The organism is Stenotrophomonas sp. OVS01A, assembly GCF_019969775.1.
Lineage (GTDB): Bacteria > Pseudomonadota > Gammaproteobacteria > Xanthomonadales > Xanthomonadaceae > Stenotrophomonas > Stenotrophomonas indicatrix.
The window spans coordinates 168,286-184,436 of the sequence record NZ_JAHXYV010000006.1 but is presented as its reverse complement, the minus strand read 5'-3'; the positions used below and the strand labels follow the sequence as shown (position 1 = coordinate 184,436).

Annotated in this window: 11 protein-coding genes; 7 read left to right on the top strand and 4 right to left on the bottom strand. The window is 61.6% G+C overall.

The genetic code is table 11. From position 1 onward, the window contains the following. Window positions 1-136: 136 nt before the first annotated feature. Window positions 137-1,096: a mitochondrial fission ELM1 family protein gene (locus LC407_RS18025; RefSeq protein ID WP_140228256.1), complete on the bottom strand. Its 960-nt coding sequence runs from the start codon at window positions 1,094-1,096 to the stop codon at window positions 137-139. Window positions 1,097-1,218: 122 nt separating this feature from the next. On the opposite strand from LC407_RS18025, the gene LC407_RS18020 reads away from it, so the two are divergent. Both LC407_RS18020 and LC407_RS18015 read left to right on the top strand, forming a co-directional pair. After that, window positions 1,219-1,809 (top strand): malonic semialdehyde reductase, encoded by a 591-nt coding sequence (locus LC407_RS18020; protein WP_025878215.1) that lies wholly within the window; start codon window positions 1,219-1,221, stop codon window positions 1,807-1,809. Between the two features lie 85 nt (window positions 1,810-1,894). Beyond that, window positions 1,895-2,605, top strand: coding sequence for a YceI family protein (locus LC407_RS18015; protein ID WP_025878214.1), 711 nt, complete (start codon window positions 1,895-1,897; stop codon window positions 2,603-2,605). A 365-nt stretch (window positions 2,606-2,970) separates the two neighbouring features. Here the strand turns inward: LC407_RS18015 and LC407_RS18010 are convergent, their stop codons facing one another. After that, complete coding sequence (locus LC407_RS18010; protein WP_025878212.1) at window positions 2,971-3,372, bottom strand: hypothetical protein; 402 nt, start codon at window positions 3,370-3,372, stop codon at window positions 2,971-2,973. 235 nt (window positions 3,373-3,607) lie between these two features. Between LC407_RS18010 and LC407_RS18005 the strand changes: the two genes are divergently transcribed. Continuing rightward, entirely contained in the window at window positions 3,608-4,441 is an 834-nt protein-coding gene (locus LC407_RS18005; protein ID WP_134831906.1) for a hypothetical protein, read from the top strand. Window positions 4,442-4,514: 73 nt separating this feature from the next. Here LC407_RS18005 and LC407_RS18000 read toward each other — a convergent pair whose 3' ends face one another. Then, window positions 4,515-5,312, bottom strand: coding sequence for a siderophore-interacting protein (locus LC407_RS18000; RefSeq protein WP_223483347.1), 798 nt, complete (start codon window positions 5,310-5,312; stop codon window positions 4,515-4,517). 59 nt (window positions 5,313-5,371) lie between these two features. Beyond that, window positions 5,372-5,932 carry a PadR family transcriptional regulator gene (locus tag LC407_RS17995; protein ID WP_223483346.1) on the bottom strand — a complete coding sequence of 187 codons (561 nt, stop codon included), beginning with the start codon at window positions 5,930-5,932 and terminating at the stop codon, window positions 5,372-5,374. A gap of 637 nt (window positions 5,933-6,569) precedes the next feature. On the opposite strand from LC407_RS17995, the gene aceE reads away from it, so the two are divergent. The 4 genes from aceE (at window position 6,570) to LC407_RS17975 (ending at window position 16,150) form a co-directional block, all read left to right on the top strand. Next, window positions 6,570-9,257: a pyruvate dehydrogenase (acetyl-transferring), homodimeric type gene (gene aceE, locus LC407_RS17990; RefSeq protein ID WP_032975588.1), complete on the top strand. Its 2,688-nt coding sequence runs from the start codon at window positions 6,570-6,572 to the stop codon at window positions 9,255-9,257. Between the two features lie 249 nt (window positions 9,258-9,506). Next, window positions 9,507-11,168 (top strand): NERD domain-containing protein/DEAD/DEAH box helicase, encoded by a 1,662-nt coding sequence (locus tag LC407_RS17985; RefSeq protein WP_223483345.1) that lies wholly within the window; start codon window positions 9,507-9,509, stop codon window positions 11,166-11,168. Further along, complete coding sequence (locus LC407_RS17980) at window positions 11,155-14,358, top strand: hypothetical protein (RefSeq protein ID WP_223483344.1); 3,204 nt, start codon at window positions 11,155-11,157, stop codon at window positions 14,356-14,358. The genes LC407_RS17985 and LC407_RS17980 overlap by 14 nt, the downstream gene beginning before the upstream one ends. Beyond that, entirely contained in the window at window positions 14,300-16,150 is a 1,851-nt protein-coding gene (locus tag LC407_RS17975) for a DUF1998 domain-containing protein (RefSeq protein WP_317850728.1), read from the top strand. The genes LC407_RS17980 and LC407_RS17975 overlap by 59 nt, the downstream gene beginning before the upstream one ends. The last annotated feature ends 1 nt before the right edge of the window (window position 16,151 follow it).

Sequence of the window (16,151 nt, the reverse complement as noted above, 5' to 3'; positions counted from 1 at the left end):
GAGGGGGGAGGCTGGACTCTAACCGCGCTGCGGGATCGAAATGTTCAAAAAACGCTGGAGAGGGTCGTGCCGGCCGCTGGCCGGCAACCCCATGATCTTCGGCCACGTGCACCTGGTTGCCGGCCAGCGGCCGGCACTACCGTGATGCCAGGCGTGCTTTGACCTCGGCGGCAATCCGCGTGGTTTCGCGCAGGGGTTCGATGCGGTCGTACTGCCAGTCCAGCCAACGCGGCTGCAGACGCCCGCGCTCGCGCAGCTGCTGCTGGAAGCGCGCCAACCGTCCCTGTGCGGTATCGGCCAGGGCCACCATCACCGGCATGCGGGTGGCGCTGGCCTCGGACAACAGGTTCACCGAATCGGGCGACACCACCACCCGGTTGGCCCAGCCGAGCAGGCCGGCATACGGGTTCACGCCATCGCCGCCATCGCCCCAGATCACATGCGGCAGATCGGCGAACTTCGCGCGCAGGATCTCGGCCAAGGCCGGCGGCGTGCGCCGCGACGTCGTCGCCAGCAGGCTGCCGCCCTCGCTGCGGATCTGCTCGGCCAGCGCCTGGAATACATGCACCATCGCGGTTTCGTCCCACGGCGCCAGCGGCGTCGGGCCGCCCACCAGCAGCGCGGTGCGCGGGCCGGGCAGGGTGCTGAAGCTGGCGAACGCCGCGCGGCCCCAGGCCAGCCAGTCATCGTCCACCGGGTTCAGGCTGCCGATCAGGGTCAGCACGTTGCTGCCGCGCAGCGCGTCATGTTCGGGCACCACCACCACGTCCCAGTGGCGGGAACCGATGCGCGGGTCGAGGATCTGCACCACCTGGCTGCCGCGCGCACGCAGTACGCGCAGCGCGCCGGCGGCCTGGCGGCCACAGCCGATCGCCAGCGCGGGCACATCGGCGGCGAGGGTTGCCAGGGCTTGGCCGTAGCCGTGCACATCACCGGGCAAGCGCCGCGGTGCCAACCAGCGCCATGGCGCCCGGGGCTGCAGGATCAGGGGGCGGTGGGTGCCTTGGCGCAGCGCCGAGGCCAGCGCGACCGCCTGCCGGACATTGCCGGCACGGCCGTCGGTGACCGTCCAAGGAGCGCTCGATCGTTTCACCATTGGCATTAATTCGTTTCAGCCCTGCTGGGTGTTGCAACAGTCGCGACACTCTACACTGCGGATCGACGTTTCGCCCCGCGCCGCCCGCGGGCACAGACCTTAGCCGCCCTGGAGATCCACCGATGTCCCACGCGCTCGACGCTGCTGCACTGGACCAGTTGTTCCGCACTGCCCGTACCCAGAACGCCTTCCTCGACAAGCCGGTCGAAGACGCCCAGCTGCACGCCCTGTACGACCTGCTGAAGTGGGGCCCGACCGCCGCCAACGGCAGCCCGGCGCGCTTCGTGTTCGTGAAGTCGGCCGAAGCCAAGGCCAAGCTGGCCCCGGCCCTGTCCGAAGGCAACCACAACAAGACCCTGGCTGCCCCGGTCACCGTCATCGTGGCCTTCGACCAGGACTTCCACGAGAAGCTGCCGTACCTGTTCCCGCACACCGACGCCAAGGCCTGGTTCGACGGCCCGCGCGAAGGCCGCCATGAAGGCGCGTTCCGCAACGGCAGCCTGCAGGGCGCTTACCTGATCCTGGCCGCACGCGCGCTGGGCCTGGATGCCGGCCCGATGTCCGGCTTCGACAACGCCAAGGTCGACGAAGCCTTCTTCGCCGGCACCAGCATCAAGTCGAATTTCCTGGTCAACCTGGGGTACGGTGACGATTCGGGCCTGTTCCCCCGTCTGCCGCGTCTGTCCTTCGACGAAGCGGCGCGCATCGCGTAAGTCGCTGTATCGGTTTCGGGCCCGCCCGCCGTGGCGGGCCATTGCTGCACTGTGTTCCCACCCTACGATCCGGAGAGTTCCTGAGATGAGCGCCACCCGTAAACTGCTGCTGCCGCTGGCCCTGACCCTGGCCATCGCCGCCTGCTCCAAGCCGGCCGACACCGCCGCCCCGGCGGCCGATGCTGCTGCCCCGGCCGCCACCGAACAGGCTGCCACCACCCCGGCCGCCGATGCCGCTGCTGCCGCCCCGGCTGCTGCCGCCATCACCATCGCCTCGGGCACCTACAAGCTCGACCCGACCCATACCGACGTGCTGGCGCAGTGGAGCCACTTCGGCTTCTCCAACCCGAGCGCGCACTTCGGCAACGCCGAAGGCACCCTGGTGTACGACGCCACCGACGTCACCAAGTCCACCGTGGAAGTGAAGCTGCCGCTGAGCGGCCTGAACAGCTTCACCGCCAAGTTCGACGAGCACCTGAAGAGCGCCGACTTCTTCGACGCTGCCAAGTTCCCGGCTGCCAGCTTCAAGAGCACCAAGGTTGAATCGGCCGGCACCAACAAGCTGACCGTCACCGGCGACCTGACCATCAAGGACATCACCAAGCCGGTGACCCTGGACGTCACCGTCAACGGCGGCGGCGAGCACCCGATGGCCAAGGTTCCGGCCGCCGGCTTCGATGCCACCACCACGATCAAGCGCAGCGATTTCGGCGTCGGCGCCTACGCCCCGAACGTCAGCGATGAAGTGAAGATCCGTATCACCACCGAAGCCACCGGCGAGAAGCCGGCGGCTTGATCCCTCCCGCTCACTCGTCGTGAGAAGGCAGAAGGCCCGCTGAAAAGCGGGCCTTCTTTTTTGGCGATGTCCTGGACGGGTCGCTCGATTGCCTGATTGGCCGATTGTCGAATCAATTGGTCGCCGAATCACTCAATCGCCCAATCGCCGAATCGCCCAATCGCCGAATCGCCCGATCGCTGAATCGCCGAATCACTCGGTGGCCCGATCGTCTGGTAGTGCCGGCCGCTGGCCGGCAACTGCATGCATCCAACTACCCCGAGGTTGCCGGCCAGCGGCCGGCACTACCCGGCAGGTGCCAACCTCGGTTGGCGCACGAGCACTCCGCAGGCCAACCAAGGTTGGCCACTACCGGGTACGGGCGCTCAGCGCAGCGTACCCAGCCACGCCGCCGACGCTTCGCTCGGGCTCTGCTTGGCCTTCACCACCAACCCGCTCGCACGCACGAACGTCTGCGCCGCCTGCGCCACTACCTGGCGGGCGATCAGCGCGGCCTGCTTGGTCGTTGCCTGCTGCTTGCGCAGCTGCACGATATGCACCGACGGGCGACCGACCGGCGCGTACTTCTGGTCGCGGCGCAGGATGTCGGCCACCTGTCCCACTTCGTGTTCGGCCTGCAGGTAGCGGTGCTGTGCCTCGACCAGCTCACGCAGCGGTACGCGCGCCGCGGCCGGGTCGGCAAAGGCGGACAGCGCTGCATCGCAGGCGGCATCATCAGTGAAGCGGGTACGCAGCGTGTCCACGCTGGCCAGGGTCAGTTTGGCCATGTGGGCCTCGTTGCTGCAGGAAAGGAGTGCGATTGTCGCATTGCTTGCCGGGTCGTGCCGGCCGCTGGCGGGCGACTGCATGGGGGCGTGCGGACCAACGGTCCGCACCCACCGGCGGACCAACCGTCCGCACCCATCGGCTGGCCGACGGTCTGCACCCGCCGGCTGCAGAGAGCAGCCGAGCATCGGGTCGCGGTTACCATGGCGGCCGCACTGAACCACGGAAGGCAACACCATGCAGGAAGCGCAGTATTGGCTTGGCGAATTCTGGACCGGCCTGAGCGTGCTCGATCTGATCGGCGGCAGCGTGCTGGGCACGCTGTTGGGGCTGGTGCTGGGCATCTTCGCCTGGCGCGGGCTGCATCGACGCGGTTGGCTGCGGCGGCAGCGGCGTTGGCACCACGGGCTGCTGGCCTCGTATGTGGTGCTGCTGCCGTTGCTTGTCGCGTTCTTCGGCCTGCAACTGGGCTTCACCGCCGGCGCGCACCGCGCGCTGTTCAAGCAGCTCGACCACTTCCAGCCGCACCTGCAGACGATGGTGGAAGGGTGGAGCAGTGGCTTCACCGCCTCGCTGGAAGACGAACGCATGCGTGCCGCGCTGCAGAGCCAGGGCACGGTGGGTGACGTTGCCGATTCGCTTGCCGCGATCTACCTGCGCGAGCATCCGCTGCCAAGCGTGGAGCGGCTCGGTAACGGGCCGATGGCGCGCGGCGTGGGCTGGGTGATCGGCAAGGTGCGCGCCGGATTGCTGCGCGCGATGGTGGAAGACACGCTGATCGACAAGGCTGGCACTGTTGGCCTGGAGCCGAAGATGGTGCGTGAGGCGCTGACCATGCGCATGGATGAGCTGCTGCATACGCGCGGCGTGCTGCGGCTGGTGAAGGCGCAGATCAACGGCATGATGCCGGGTGTGTACCTGGGGTTGCTGCTGCCGCTGGCGATCATCGCGCTGCTGCTGGCGCTGGAGATCTGGGCCGCGCATCGGTTCGGGTGGAAGGGTGGGGCTGCGCCCCGGCTGGTAGTGCCGGCCGCTGGCCGGCAGTTGCAGGATGCTGCCGAAGGGTCATGAGGTTGCCGGCCAGCGGCCGGCACTACCCGTAGAAGAGCGTGCGGACCAACGGTCCGCACCTACCGTTTTGCGGTCAATCGCCGTCCTGTTCGTCCGGGTGCGCCTTCCAGTAACCGGTCGAGCGGATCCAGTCGCGCGGCACGCCCAGGTGGCCTTCAATGAACTTGCGCATCATCCGCGCGCGGCGCGATTCGGTGGCGATCCAGTAGAACGTATCGCCCTCGGGCACCTCGAAGTCGGTCAGCATGTCTTCCAGCAGCGTGCTGCTGGCGGCCGGGAAGCCGTTGCGTTCCAGCCAGTGGATGCGCACGTTCTCGTACTGCGGCAAATCCTGGCGCTCGTCCTCGTCGGCCACCTCGATGTACGCCTGCACCTCCGCGCCTTCGGGCAGCACGTCCAGCCAGCGGGCGATGGCCGGCAGCGCGGTCTCATCGCCAATCAGCACGTAGGCGTCATAGCTGTCGGCCACCACGAACGAGCCGCGTGGGCCGCCGATCACCAGCGTGTCGCCGGCCTGTGCGCGCTCGGCCCACGGCCCGGCAATGCCCTGGTTGTGCAGCACGAAGTCGATGGCCAGCTCACCGGTTTCGTGGTCCCACCAGCGCGGGGTGTAGTCGCGTGCCGGCGAAGGCTGCTTGCCCTCGGGGTAGCTGCGGCCCTCGGCGGTCAGCACCGGCAGCACCATCTCGCCGCTGGCGTTGGGGAAGAACAGCTTGATGTGGTCGTCGGCGCCGGGCGAATCGAAGCCGGCCAGGTCGTCGCCGCCCAGCACGATGCGGCGCATGTGCGGGGTGACAGTCTCGGTGCGCAGCACCGTCAGTTCACGGAAGCGCACATCCAGGCGCAGGCGCGAGTTGTGATGTTCGGTCATGGGGGTACCTGTTGGAAGGTCGCGCGGGGGCGCGCGGCATGGGGGAGACCTGGCTGGAATCAGTCTGGCTGGGTCGTTGAAAAGGGAGCAGGCGCGTTGTCGCCCTGGCCGTTGATCAGCGCCGAGGCACGCGACAGCAGGGCCGCCACCTGCTCGGCTTCGCCGTCGGCCCAGCGCCCGTGGTGGTGCACCAGCGCCCGCTTGAACTCGCGCAGCGCAGCGGCCAGCGGTGCCGGCAGCGAGGCCTTGGTGATCTCGCGGGCGCGGTCGAACGCGCGCCGCTGCGCCAATCGCACCTGGGTGCGCTGCACCTTCAATTCGAACTCGCCAGCGGTGGTGATGCGGAACACACGGCGGCCGTCCACCTCTTCCGACGCCACCCAGCCGGCCTGCTCGAAGCTGGCCAGCAGCGGGTACATGGTGCCGGCGCTGGGGGTATAGGCCTGCATGAACATGGTGCTGATGTGCTGCATCAGCTCGTAGCCGTGGCGCGGCTGCTCGCCGATCAGCGCCAGCACCAGCAGGCGCAGGTCGCCACGGCTGAGCACGCGCGGCTGGCCGTTGCGGCGGGGTACCGCGGCATCGTCGGTGCGGCTGCGAGAGGAGGGGGATCGGCCCATTTCGATATATCGGTAACGTGTATTGCAAACGATATATCGATAGGCCAAGCGCGGCAAGCAGGATTCCGGCCACAACGCTTGCCGGATCGGGCCACGCAGCCAGGCGGCACAAGGGCTCAGGGGGAAAGATGCGCGCGGCGCAAGCCACCGTTGCGCGGCCTGACATCCGTATCGGGCCACGCAACGGCACTGCGGGTTTCCGCCCCGGGCAGGGGCGCAGCAGACGAGCGGCGAACCGCGGGAAGGGGCCTGCTCGCGGCCAACCGTGCGCAGCTGCTTCGTCCGCGTCGAGAGGCGCGCGCGACACGTTGTCGCGGGTTCAGCGGCGCCCCGTCAGACAACGCCGACATGGCGCCCGCCTTGCCCCACAACGGTCATCCATGGCGGTAACACTGCGTCCTGCGCATGGGCGCAGCTGGCCGCAAGCGACAGCTGGCGCAGCCCTTGCAGGCAGCCACAGCGGCCTGCCGCAGCGCTTTGTCCCGCCGGTGGACGTCCCGGGACAGGCCTTGCAGACATGGGTGGCCTGCATCCATACGCCAGCGTAGCCAAGTGACGAAAGCCCTTGGTGCGCTACACTTTGCGGTCTAGAAATCTATCAACAGTCGCGCGCGTGCGTGCGGTAATGGGAGCGCTAATGAACTGGTTGAACGAGGTGCTGAACAACGACCCGAATCCTGTGGAAACCCAGGAGTGGATCGAGTCGTTGAAGGCCGTTATTGATGTCGAGGGCCCCGAGCGCGCGCATCAGCTGCTGGAAGGCATGGTGGAACTGACCCGTCGTTCGGGTGCCTATCTGCCGTTCTCTCCCACTACCGAATACGTCAACACCATCGAGCCGCAGCTGGAGGCCAAGAGCCCGGGCAACGCCGAACTGGAATGGCGCATCCGTTCGATCATCCGCTGGAACGCGATGGCCACCGTGGTGCGCGCCAACCGCAAGCCGGGTGACCTGGGCGGCCACATCGCCTCGTTCGCTTCCGGCGCAACGCTGTACGACGTGGGCTTCAACCACTTCTGGCGCGCCCCCAGCGAAAACCATCCGGGCGACCTGCTGTTCATTCAGGGCCACAGCGCCCCGGGCATCTACGCGCGTTCCTTCCTGGAAGGCCGCATCAGCGAAGAGCAGCTGGACAAGTTCCGCATGGAAGTGGACGGCGGCGGCCTGTCGTCGTACCCGCACCCGTGGCTGATGCCGGAGTACTGGCAGACCCCGACCGTGTCGATGGGCCTGGGCCCGCTGGCCGCCATCTACCAGGCGCAGTTCATGCGCTACCTGGAAAACCGTGGCCTGATCGAGAAGTCCGACCGCAAGGTGTGGTGCTTCATCGGCGACGGCGAGAGCGACGAGCCGGAAACCCTGGGTGCCATCGCGCTGGCCGGCCGTGAAGGCCTGGACAACCTGATCTTCGTGGTGAACTGCAACCTGCAGCGCCTGGACGGCCCGGTGCGCGGCAACGGCAAGATCATCCAAGAACTGGAAGGCGTGTTCCGTGGCGGCGGCTGGAATGTCATCAAGCTGCTGTGGGGCGGTTACTGGGATGCCCTGCTGGCCAAGGACACCAATGGCGTCCTGAAGAAGCTGATGATGGAAACCGTCGACGGCGAATACCAGAACTGCAAGGCCTTCGGCGGCGCGTATACCCGCGAGCATTTCTTCGGCAAGTACCCGGAAACCGCTGCGATGGTGGCCGGTCTTTCCGACGACGACATCTGGCGCCTGAACCGTGGTGGCCACGACCCGCACAAGGTGTACGCCGCCTACCACCAGGCCGTGAACACCAAGGGCATGCCGACCGTCATCCTGGCCAAGACCGTGAAGGGTTACGGCATGGGCAGCGCCGGTGAGGCACTGAACCCGACCCACCAGACCAAGAAGCTGGACGACGAAGCGGTGCGCCACTTCCGCGACCGCTTCAACATTCCGGTGACCGACGCGCAGCTGGCCGACGGCCAGGTGCCGTTCTACCACCCGGGCCCGGATTCGCCGGAAGTGCAGTACCTGCAGGAACGCCGTGCATCGCTGGGTGGTTACCTGCCGCAGCGCCGCCGCAAGGCCGAAAAGAGCTTCAATGCACCGAAGCTGGAAAGCTACGAGCGCCTGCTCAAGAGCAGTGGCGAGCGCAGCTATTCCACCACCATGGCCTTCGTGCAGAGCCTGAACATCACCCTGCGCGACAAGGAACTGGGCCCGCACATCGTGCCGATCGTAGCCGACGAAGCCCGTACCTTCGGCATGGAAGGCCTGTTCCGCCAGATCGGCATCTACGCGCCGTTCGGCCAGAAGTACAAGCCGGTCGACGCCGACCAGCTGATGTTCTACCGCGAAGACCAGAGCGGCCAGGTGCTGCAGCAGGGCATCAGCGAGCCGGGTGCGATCAGCTCGTGGATGGCCGCCGGTACCAGCTACTCGGTCAGCAACGTGCCGATGCTGCCGTTCTACATCTACTACTCGATGTTCGGCTTCCAGCGCGTGGGCGACATCGCCTGGCAGGCAGCGGACATGCGTACCCGCGGCTTCCTGCTGGGTGGTACCGCCGGCCGCACCACGCTGAACGGTGAAGGCCTGCAGCACGAAGATGGCTTCAGCCATCTGGTGGCCGGTGGCATTCCGAACGTGCGCAGCTACGACCCGACCTTCGGCTTCGAAGTGACGGTGATCCTGCAGCACGGCACCAAGGCGATGATGGAAGATCAGATTGACGAGTACTACTACGTCACCCTGATGAACGAGAACTACACCCACCCGGAAATGCCGGAAGGTGCGGCCGAAGGCATCGTCAAGGGCATGTACCTGCTGACCGACGCCGGCAAGCCGAAGAAGGGCGAGCTGCGCGTGCAGCTGCTGGGTTCGGGCACCATCCTGCGCGAAGCCATTGCCGCGGCCGAGCTGCTGGACAAGGACTTCGGCGTGACCGCTGACATCTGGAGCTGCCCGAGCTTCAACGAACTGCGTCGCGATGGTTTCGACGTGGAACGTGCCAACCGCCTGCATCCGGAAGGTGAGCAGCGCAAGGCCTACGTGACCGAGCTGCTGGAAGGCCGCCAGGGCCCGGCGATTGCCGCCACCGACTACGTGCGTGCGTATGCGGACCAGATCCGCGCTTTCGTGCCGATGTCGTACACGGTGCTGGGTACCGATGGCTTCGGCCGTTCGGATACGCGTGCGAACCTGCGTCGGTTCTTTGAAGTCGACCGGTACTACATCGCGCATGCCGCGATTGCGGCGCTGGCGAAGGACGGGAAGATGACCGCGAAGGATGTGGCCCGGGCGATCAAGCAGTACAAGATTGATCCGGAGAAGGCTAATCCTGTTGGGGTTTGATTGGGTCAATTAATTGACTAGAAGGGCGAGCCAATAGGCTCGCCCTTTTTCTTTGCCCCGATTATGCGTGGGGCGGGTTCAGTAGCGTGACTCCATCAAAAAAAACCAGCTGACGTGTCGACTTTTTGACTTGGCTAAGTCGTACAAGAATGGTCGGAATAAGGAGGGGAGCTCTTCTAGGTGTCGCCATCTACTCCATCGAAGCAGAAAGATGGCATCATCAGCGCATGGATGAGCCTTGGAGCAAGGATGAAACTGATACCCAACTGCCCCGGCGTTGAAACGACCGGCACCGAGCGCCGAGTATTTTCTTTACTCCGTAACGTTGATTGGGGTGGGGTGACCGGATTTGCACTGCATTCTCTAAACCTCGCGGAGCACGAGTATCAGCGATGGGGCGAGATTGACTTCTTGGTCGTGGGCACCAAAGGGCTCATTGCAATTGAAGTCAAAGGGGGAAGCCTCTCCTGTTCCAATGGGCAATGGTGCTATGAAGATCGAATGGGACGAGTGGTGCGCCGAAGTAAGTCGCCCGTCGTGCAGGCGAAGGATGCATTCTTCTCGCTCGATAAAAAGTACCTTGGACCGGCACTAGGGAGAAATTTCGCTCTTAATTCCACAGCCGGTTTCTGCGTAATACTTGCAGGAATGGCTCGAAAAGATATCGATCACATAATCGGTGGTCCAGAGCTTCCTGCTGCGCTAATCGGCACTCGAGAAGATGTGGTCAATCCGGCGAGCCTTCAGAAATTCTTGATACGCGTCGCGATGTATTGGTCGGCCAAGAATAGATCTAAGGGTTCGATTCAAGCGGACGACGTGAAGCGAATTCTCCAGCTGCTACGTCCGGAGTTCGAACGAGTTCGCTCGCTCGCATTGACTCGCGAGCAACTTGGTATAGAAATAAAAGCCCTCACATCTGAGCAGTATTCAATTATTGATCTTTGGGAAGGGGCTAAGAGAATCCTCTGCTCGTCTGCAGCCGGTTGTGGAAAGACGCTTCTTGCCGTAGAGATGGTTCGAAGACTGAGGGCCTCAGGAGAGAAGGTTACTTTTGCGGTCGGTAGTAATTCGCTTGCGGACGCCCTGCGAACAAGCTTGGATTTGGATGGCGTAGTGCTTGGCCTTGACGATCTGGACGCCTTATCGTTGAAGGTAGAAGAGAAAGCAAGCACTCTGATAATAGATGAGGGGCAGCAACTCCTCACGAGGAGGCAGTTGGATATCCTCGATTCGACATTGGAGGGCGGGCTGGCTTCTGGGCGGTGGGTCTGGTTTGGCGATCAAAGCTATCAGTCGTCTTTGCCTGAAGTTGAAGCACGCGAGTGCTTCGAGGCGCTAACCAGAATGGCTTCAGTTGCGCCAAGGCTCACGAGAAACTGTAGAAACACGCCCGAAATCATATCAAGCGTTGAACTTGCATCTGGGGTTCCTCTTGGTCATGCAAGGGTGCGTGGTCGAGGGCTTCATCCGAGGTTCGTGGAGGCAGACAGCCTCGTGCAAGCTGCAAGCATAGCGTCAAATCAGGTTCATCAATGGAGTGCCGAGGAGATTCCTATTGCAAACATGGCGCTTCTCACTGATAGCGTAGATTCTGGGAGGCTTGCCGCCTTAGTTGCGAGCCAGGGCAAGTTAAGTGTCGAAAAATGGAGGCGGGCATCTGCAAGTTCCCATGCGCTGAACCACTCATGCATCGACGATTTTCGCGGTCTGGAAGCTGGCTTCCTGATTATGTGGATCGGCGATGATGACTTGGACGATGAATCACTCGGACGCGCTCTCTACCTTGGAATGACGAGGGCAAACTTCAGTCTTCTCGTGATAGCGACGCCAAAGAATAGAGCGCGGATAAAAGGGTACATGGCAGACAATGCGCTAAGGCCGAAGGAGATGGCAAGTGTCAATTACTGAGTTAAGCGAGGCTAGAGAGCGGTCCGTCGAGAAGATTCGATCCTGGATGATCGGCCCGTCAGATGGAGAAGAGGAAGACTTCGTCGGCTCCCCTCTGCTTCGATACATGATGGGAATGCTGTATCCAGTTGAGAACAATCAGATTGACCTGGCAGACGATGGAACTACAGACGATAGCCAGTCCGCCGACGATGACGCCGACTCTTCGGCCTCAAACCCTGCCCGCCGACAGCTCCCATCATCACTCGGAATGAGCTTTCTTGTCGGGCCTGATGCCTGTCTGGAATGTGTAGCCGAGGCAGCCCTGTACAAGGCGCATGGCGCTAAGGCTACTGGAGAGCGTGGTCGGCGGGCTTGGCGCCGAGACAGGCTCCCTTCCGACATCGAAACCGTTCAAGTGATGACCGGAGAGGTCGAGCGCCTTACCCTCGGCGGGCATGCCAAGCTTCACATCAACGCGCGACCTTGGGGGGGGGGAGGTCATCTGGTTACGGTGACGTTGATAAACGCAATTGATGCCGGGAAGAACTTAATAGACCCCGCTAAAGTCCTCTTTCAGGTCGGGCTCTCCGTGACTGTATCAAAGGGGGAGCTTCTTCCGTATCCGTCCGCTCGTTCGGCGTCGGCGAGTAGCGAAGATGAGGCGGAGGTTAGATACCTCTATCGTGGATCGCCCGTGTACGCGAGAGGGCATGGTGTTGCAGCGGAGTGGGACGAATGTGCTGATGGTCGTCCTAGGACGGTTCGCGCATCATTCATGCCCAAGGCAGAGGTGCGCGCTCCAACCTTCGAAATTCAGTCAGATCTTCTCGTCGACGAACGATACGCCAGCGTTGAGTATCTCGCGTTCAATAGTGATGCTGAGGAGCTTAAAAGGGTCCTGGCAACGGTGAGCTCATCGTTCAAACGCTGGGTTAAGTCTCAACACGAGACTGCTTCGGCGAACGGCGAGGTTGCCGGCGTAGTTCTGGCGAAACGGTCTGAAGATTGGTGTGAGAGGATAGATCAAGGCATCGAACTTCTCTCTGATCCGGTTGCCTATGAGTCATTTGTGCTGGCAAATCGCGCAATGTACTGGCAAATGATCATGGCAAAGGAGGCGCGGAATGGTCCATTTTCTGTTCAGGATGGCCGATGCGTCCCGCCATTGCGTGCGGGACATGATTTCGAGTGGCGACCATTCCAGATTGCCTTCTTTCTTGGCGTGCTTCCCTCCTTGCTTGAGTCGGCATCTGCGTCCGTTGCTGACGCATTGGCGATTAGGGATGACCGCGACACTGTTGATGTCATTTGGTTTCCGACAGGCGGGGGCAAAACGGAGGCATACTTGCTTGTTGCGGCTTTCGAACTGATAAGGCGCCGACTCGTTCATGGAGCGCAAGATCAGGCGTGCGCTGTACTGAGTAGGTACACCCTGCGAATGCTCACTGCCCAGCAGTTTCAGCGGACCGGGATGTTGGTGGGCGCGCTGGAGCTAATGCGTCGTTCGGACATGGCGCGACTCGGCAGTCGTCCATTCACCGTCGGCCTATGGGTTGGGAAGAGTCTCACCCCGAACTACTTCAAAGACGCGGTATCCGCTTATGAGAAGTGGATGCGGGCACCGTCGACGGAGAAGAATCCGTTCTTGCTCGATCGCTGTCCAGTTTGCGGGACAGCTATAGTTGATGATGTCTCCGGAAGCTCCGGAGTGCTGGCGAGCGAGGTTGGATTCGTATTCAAATGCATGAGTAGAGCTTGCGAATTCAAAGATGAAATTCCAATGCAGGTCGTGGATGAGGCTTTATACAGGTCACCACCGTCTATATTGCTGGGTACACTCGACAAGTTTGCCGGTCTTGCATGGGATGACCGGCCCCGCGCTTTTTTTGGTCTCAATGACCGAAGCGGTCCTCCGCCTTCGCTAGTTATTCAAGATGAATTGCACCTGATCTCCGGCCCTCTAGGTTCCATTGCGTCGCCGTATGAGCTTGCCATCGATTCGATCATAAAATCGCGTGCAGCTGGTCGCGGTGCCAAGGTGATTGCCTCCACAGCGACAATTCGGAACTCTGGGGAACAGGTGCGGGGAATCTATGGGAGGCCATCCGCGGTATTTCCATCGCCGATTAGAAGTTGGGATGACGCATTCTTCTTTCGATTGCAATCAACATCAGAAGTGCCAGGTAGACTCTACGTCGGTGCTATGGGTCAAGGGACTACCACGCCTGTAGTCTCCATGGTATGGATGGCGGCTGCGCTATTGCAGGCAAGTAAGGAGGTGGCGCTGCCGGCTAAGCTTGATGATGCGTATTGGACTGTCCTTGCCTATTTGAACAGTCGTCGTGAATTGGGACGCACGATCACTGCAGCGTCACAAGAAATTCCGGATCGAATCAAGGCCATTGCGACAACATCAGACAATGTTCGTCAGGTCAACAAGATTATGGAGCTGAGCTCGCAGATGGCGAGTGACATGGGCGAAGCGATTCGTACCCTTCAGAGAAAAGGAACGCCTTCAAGTCCGGCAACGGACTTTGTGCCCTGTACGAACATTATCTCCGTTGGGGTGGACATTGACAGGCTGGGTCTCATGCTAATCAATGGACAGCCGAAGCTCACCTCGGAGTACATTCAGGCATCAAGTCGCGTTGGACGGTCTCCTTTGGTCGCGCCCGGGCTTGTGGTCACACTGTATTCCCCGGCGAAACCCCGCGATCGATCGCACTATGAAGATTTTGCGGCCTATCATCAATCCTTCTACCGCTATGTAGAACCAACAAGCGTCACGCCATATGCTCCCCCTGCCAGAAAAAGAACTCTGCACGCCGCCTTGATCTCAATGGTGCGACATGCGACCCCTTACTCATCCAATGATCAAGCGGGTGCCGTTCCTCTAGATGACGCTGTTGTAATCGGCCTTGTCGAACAGTTCAAAACGAGGGTTAGATTTGCGGATAGTGTAGAGGCGGATGAAGTCTGGCGCGAAATTGACTCAATACTGCATGTCTGGAAAGAACAGAATGAGGCGGGAGGAAAGGTAGTCTACGTTAGCTCGGGTCGGCAATTCGTTGGGACTGAGACCGCGTTGATCAGAGATTTCGGAGATCCGCCAAAATGGGGAATGTTCGAAACGATGCGATCAGTTCGCAATGTTGAGCCAGACATCCATCTTCGTCCCGTCGGCAAGAGTGGTGCAGGAAATGACTAGGCGGTCTATCAGGCAGGGGCAGCTCATCTCGCCATTCGGAGTTGGTGCAATCATCGACATCGGACAAGAGTCATTTGTAATGACTGATATTAGCCGCTGGAAGGCTGATGAGATGCGAGCAATTGAGTCAAGTTTTTTAGAGCGAAAACTGAATACGCCGATTCGGTGTCCGTCCGGAAAGGAAGTCGCTCGTCCCCTCGCAATCAATCGGTTTCCTCGCTGGCACTTCTGTCCCAGGTGCAGACTAATGCGTATGGTCACGGGTATGGACGATCTGAACAGCGAGCATCAGATTCCCCGTTGTACCGCCCCAAAATGCAAAAGTGATATGACTCCAATGGGGTTTGTTGCCGCATGCAAGAACGGTCACCTATCTGACGTTGATTGGCACAGGTGGGCGCACTCAACTCATCAGGGCGGTTCTGTCTGTAGCCGGCAAACGGCAAGTATGAAGTTCGAAACCACGGGTGAAGGGGGAGGCGATTGGACGGCCATCAGCGTTCGCTGTGCGTGCGGGGCGAGTCGAGACTTTACGGGACTAGTACAGGTAGAAGGCCCTGCGGGATTAACTTGCCATGGGGGGCAGCCCTGGCAATACCAGCCGCCGCCGTGCGGCGAGAAGGTGACTGTGTATCGGCGTGCTGCGAGCAATCTGCACTTCTCGAAACAGATATCTGCGCTAGATCTCCAGCCTGAAGACGTTTCCGGGATCACCGGGAATGCCATCGAACAGGCGTGGGAGGCTTCCGATTTCATTTCGATGGCGCGAGCCCTCGCCGCGGCCGACGTTTCGCATGACGTGATTCTTAGTGCTGCAAGCAGTCATGCAGACCGCATATCGCGTGAGTATGGCTGCCGTCCGTCTCTGGCGTTGGAGTGCCTTCGCGGGATCATCGAATCGGGGGGCACATCAGAAGGTGACGAGGGGGGCCGGGCAGCGGATGTTCAGCAGGCGATCCTGCAAGAGGAGTGGAGCGTTCTCTCTGGGCGGGCCGATATCAAGACAGAGCATCTAGATGTCAGGAGAAAGGCAATCCCTCTTGACTGGCCGGTTGAGCTGCGCCGGACAATTCGGTCCATGTCCATGGTGCGCCGGATGCGGGAGGTGCGTGCGCTTCTCGGTTTCAGGCGGCTGAATCCAGATGAGAGTACGCCGCTAGTCCCGGTGGATCTTGGTGCGGTGCAAGTCGGATGGTTGCCAGGCGTCGAAGCTTGGGGTGAGGGCATATTTATCCAGCTTAATGAGGAGGCCGTGCTCGACTGGGAGGAGCGGGCTCGGCCGCCAATTGAGGGGCAGCTCAGTATGCGTCAGAGCGTAGAGGGAATGGGGTGGGATCCGGAGTGGGCATCTCTACGCTTTATCATGTTGCACTCCCTTGCCCACGCTCTTATTCGTCGGCTGGGCTTTGATGCTGGTTACTCGGCTGCCTCTATTAGGGAGCGCATTTATGCAAGTTCCGGCGTGGGCGGAATGTGCGGAATCCTGTTGTACACGGCCGATGGCGATTCGGAAGGATCGCTTGGGGGGCTTGTACGCATGGGAGATCCTACTAGATTCAGCCACTTGGCCGAAGCTGCACTTGCCGACATTGTGTGGTGTTCTGCCGATCCAGTATGTAGGGAAACGAGTAACCAACAAGCCGCTCCGCTCAATGCAGCTGCGTGCCACGCGTGCATTCTTGCGTCTGAGACTACGTGCTGCTGCAATAACTCGTTGCTGGATCGTAGAACTCTGATCGGCGTCAGCGAAATGGAGCCTTTCTTCCGCATGGAAAATATGAACTTTAGCTAAT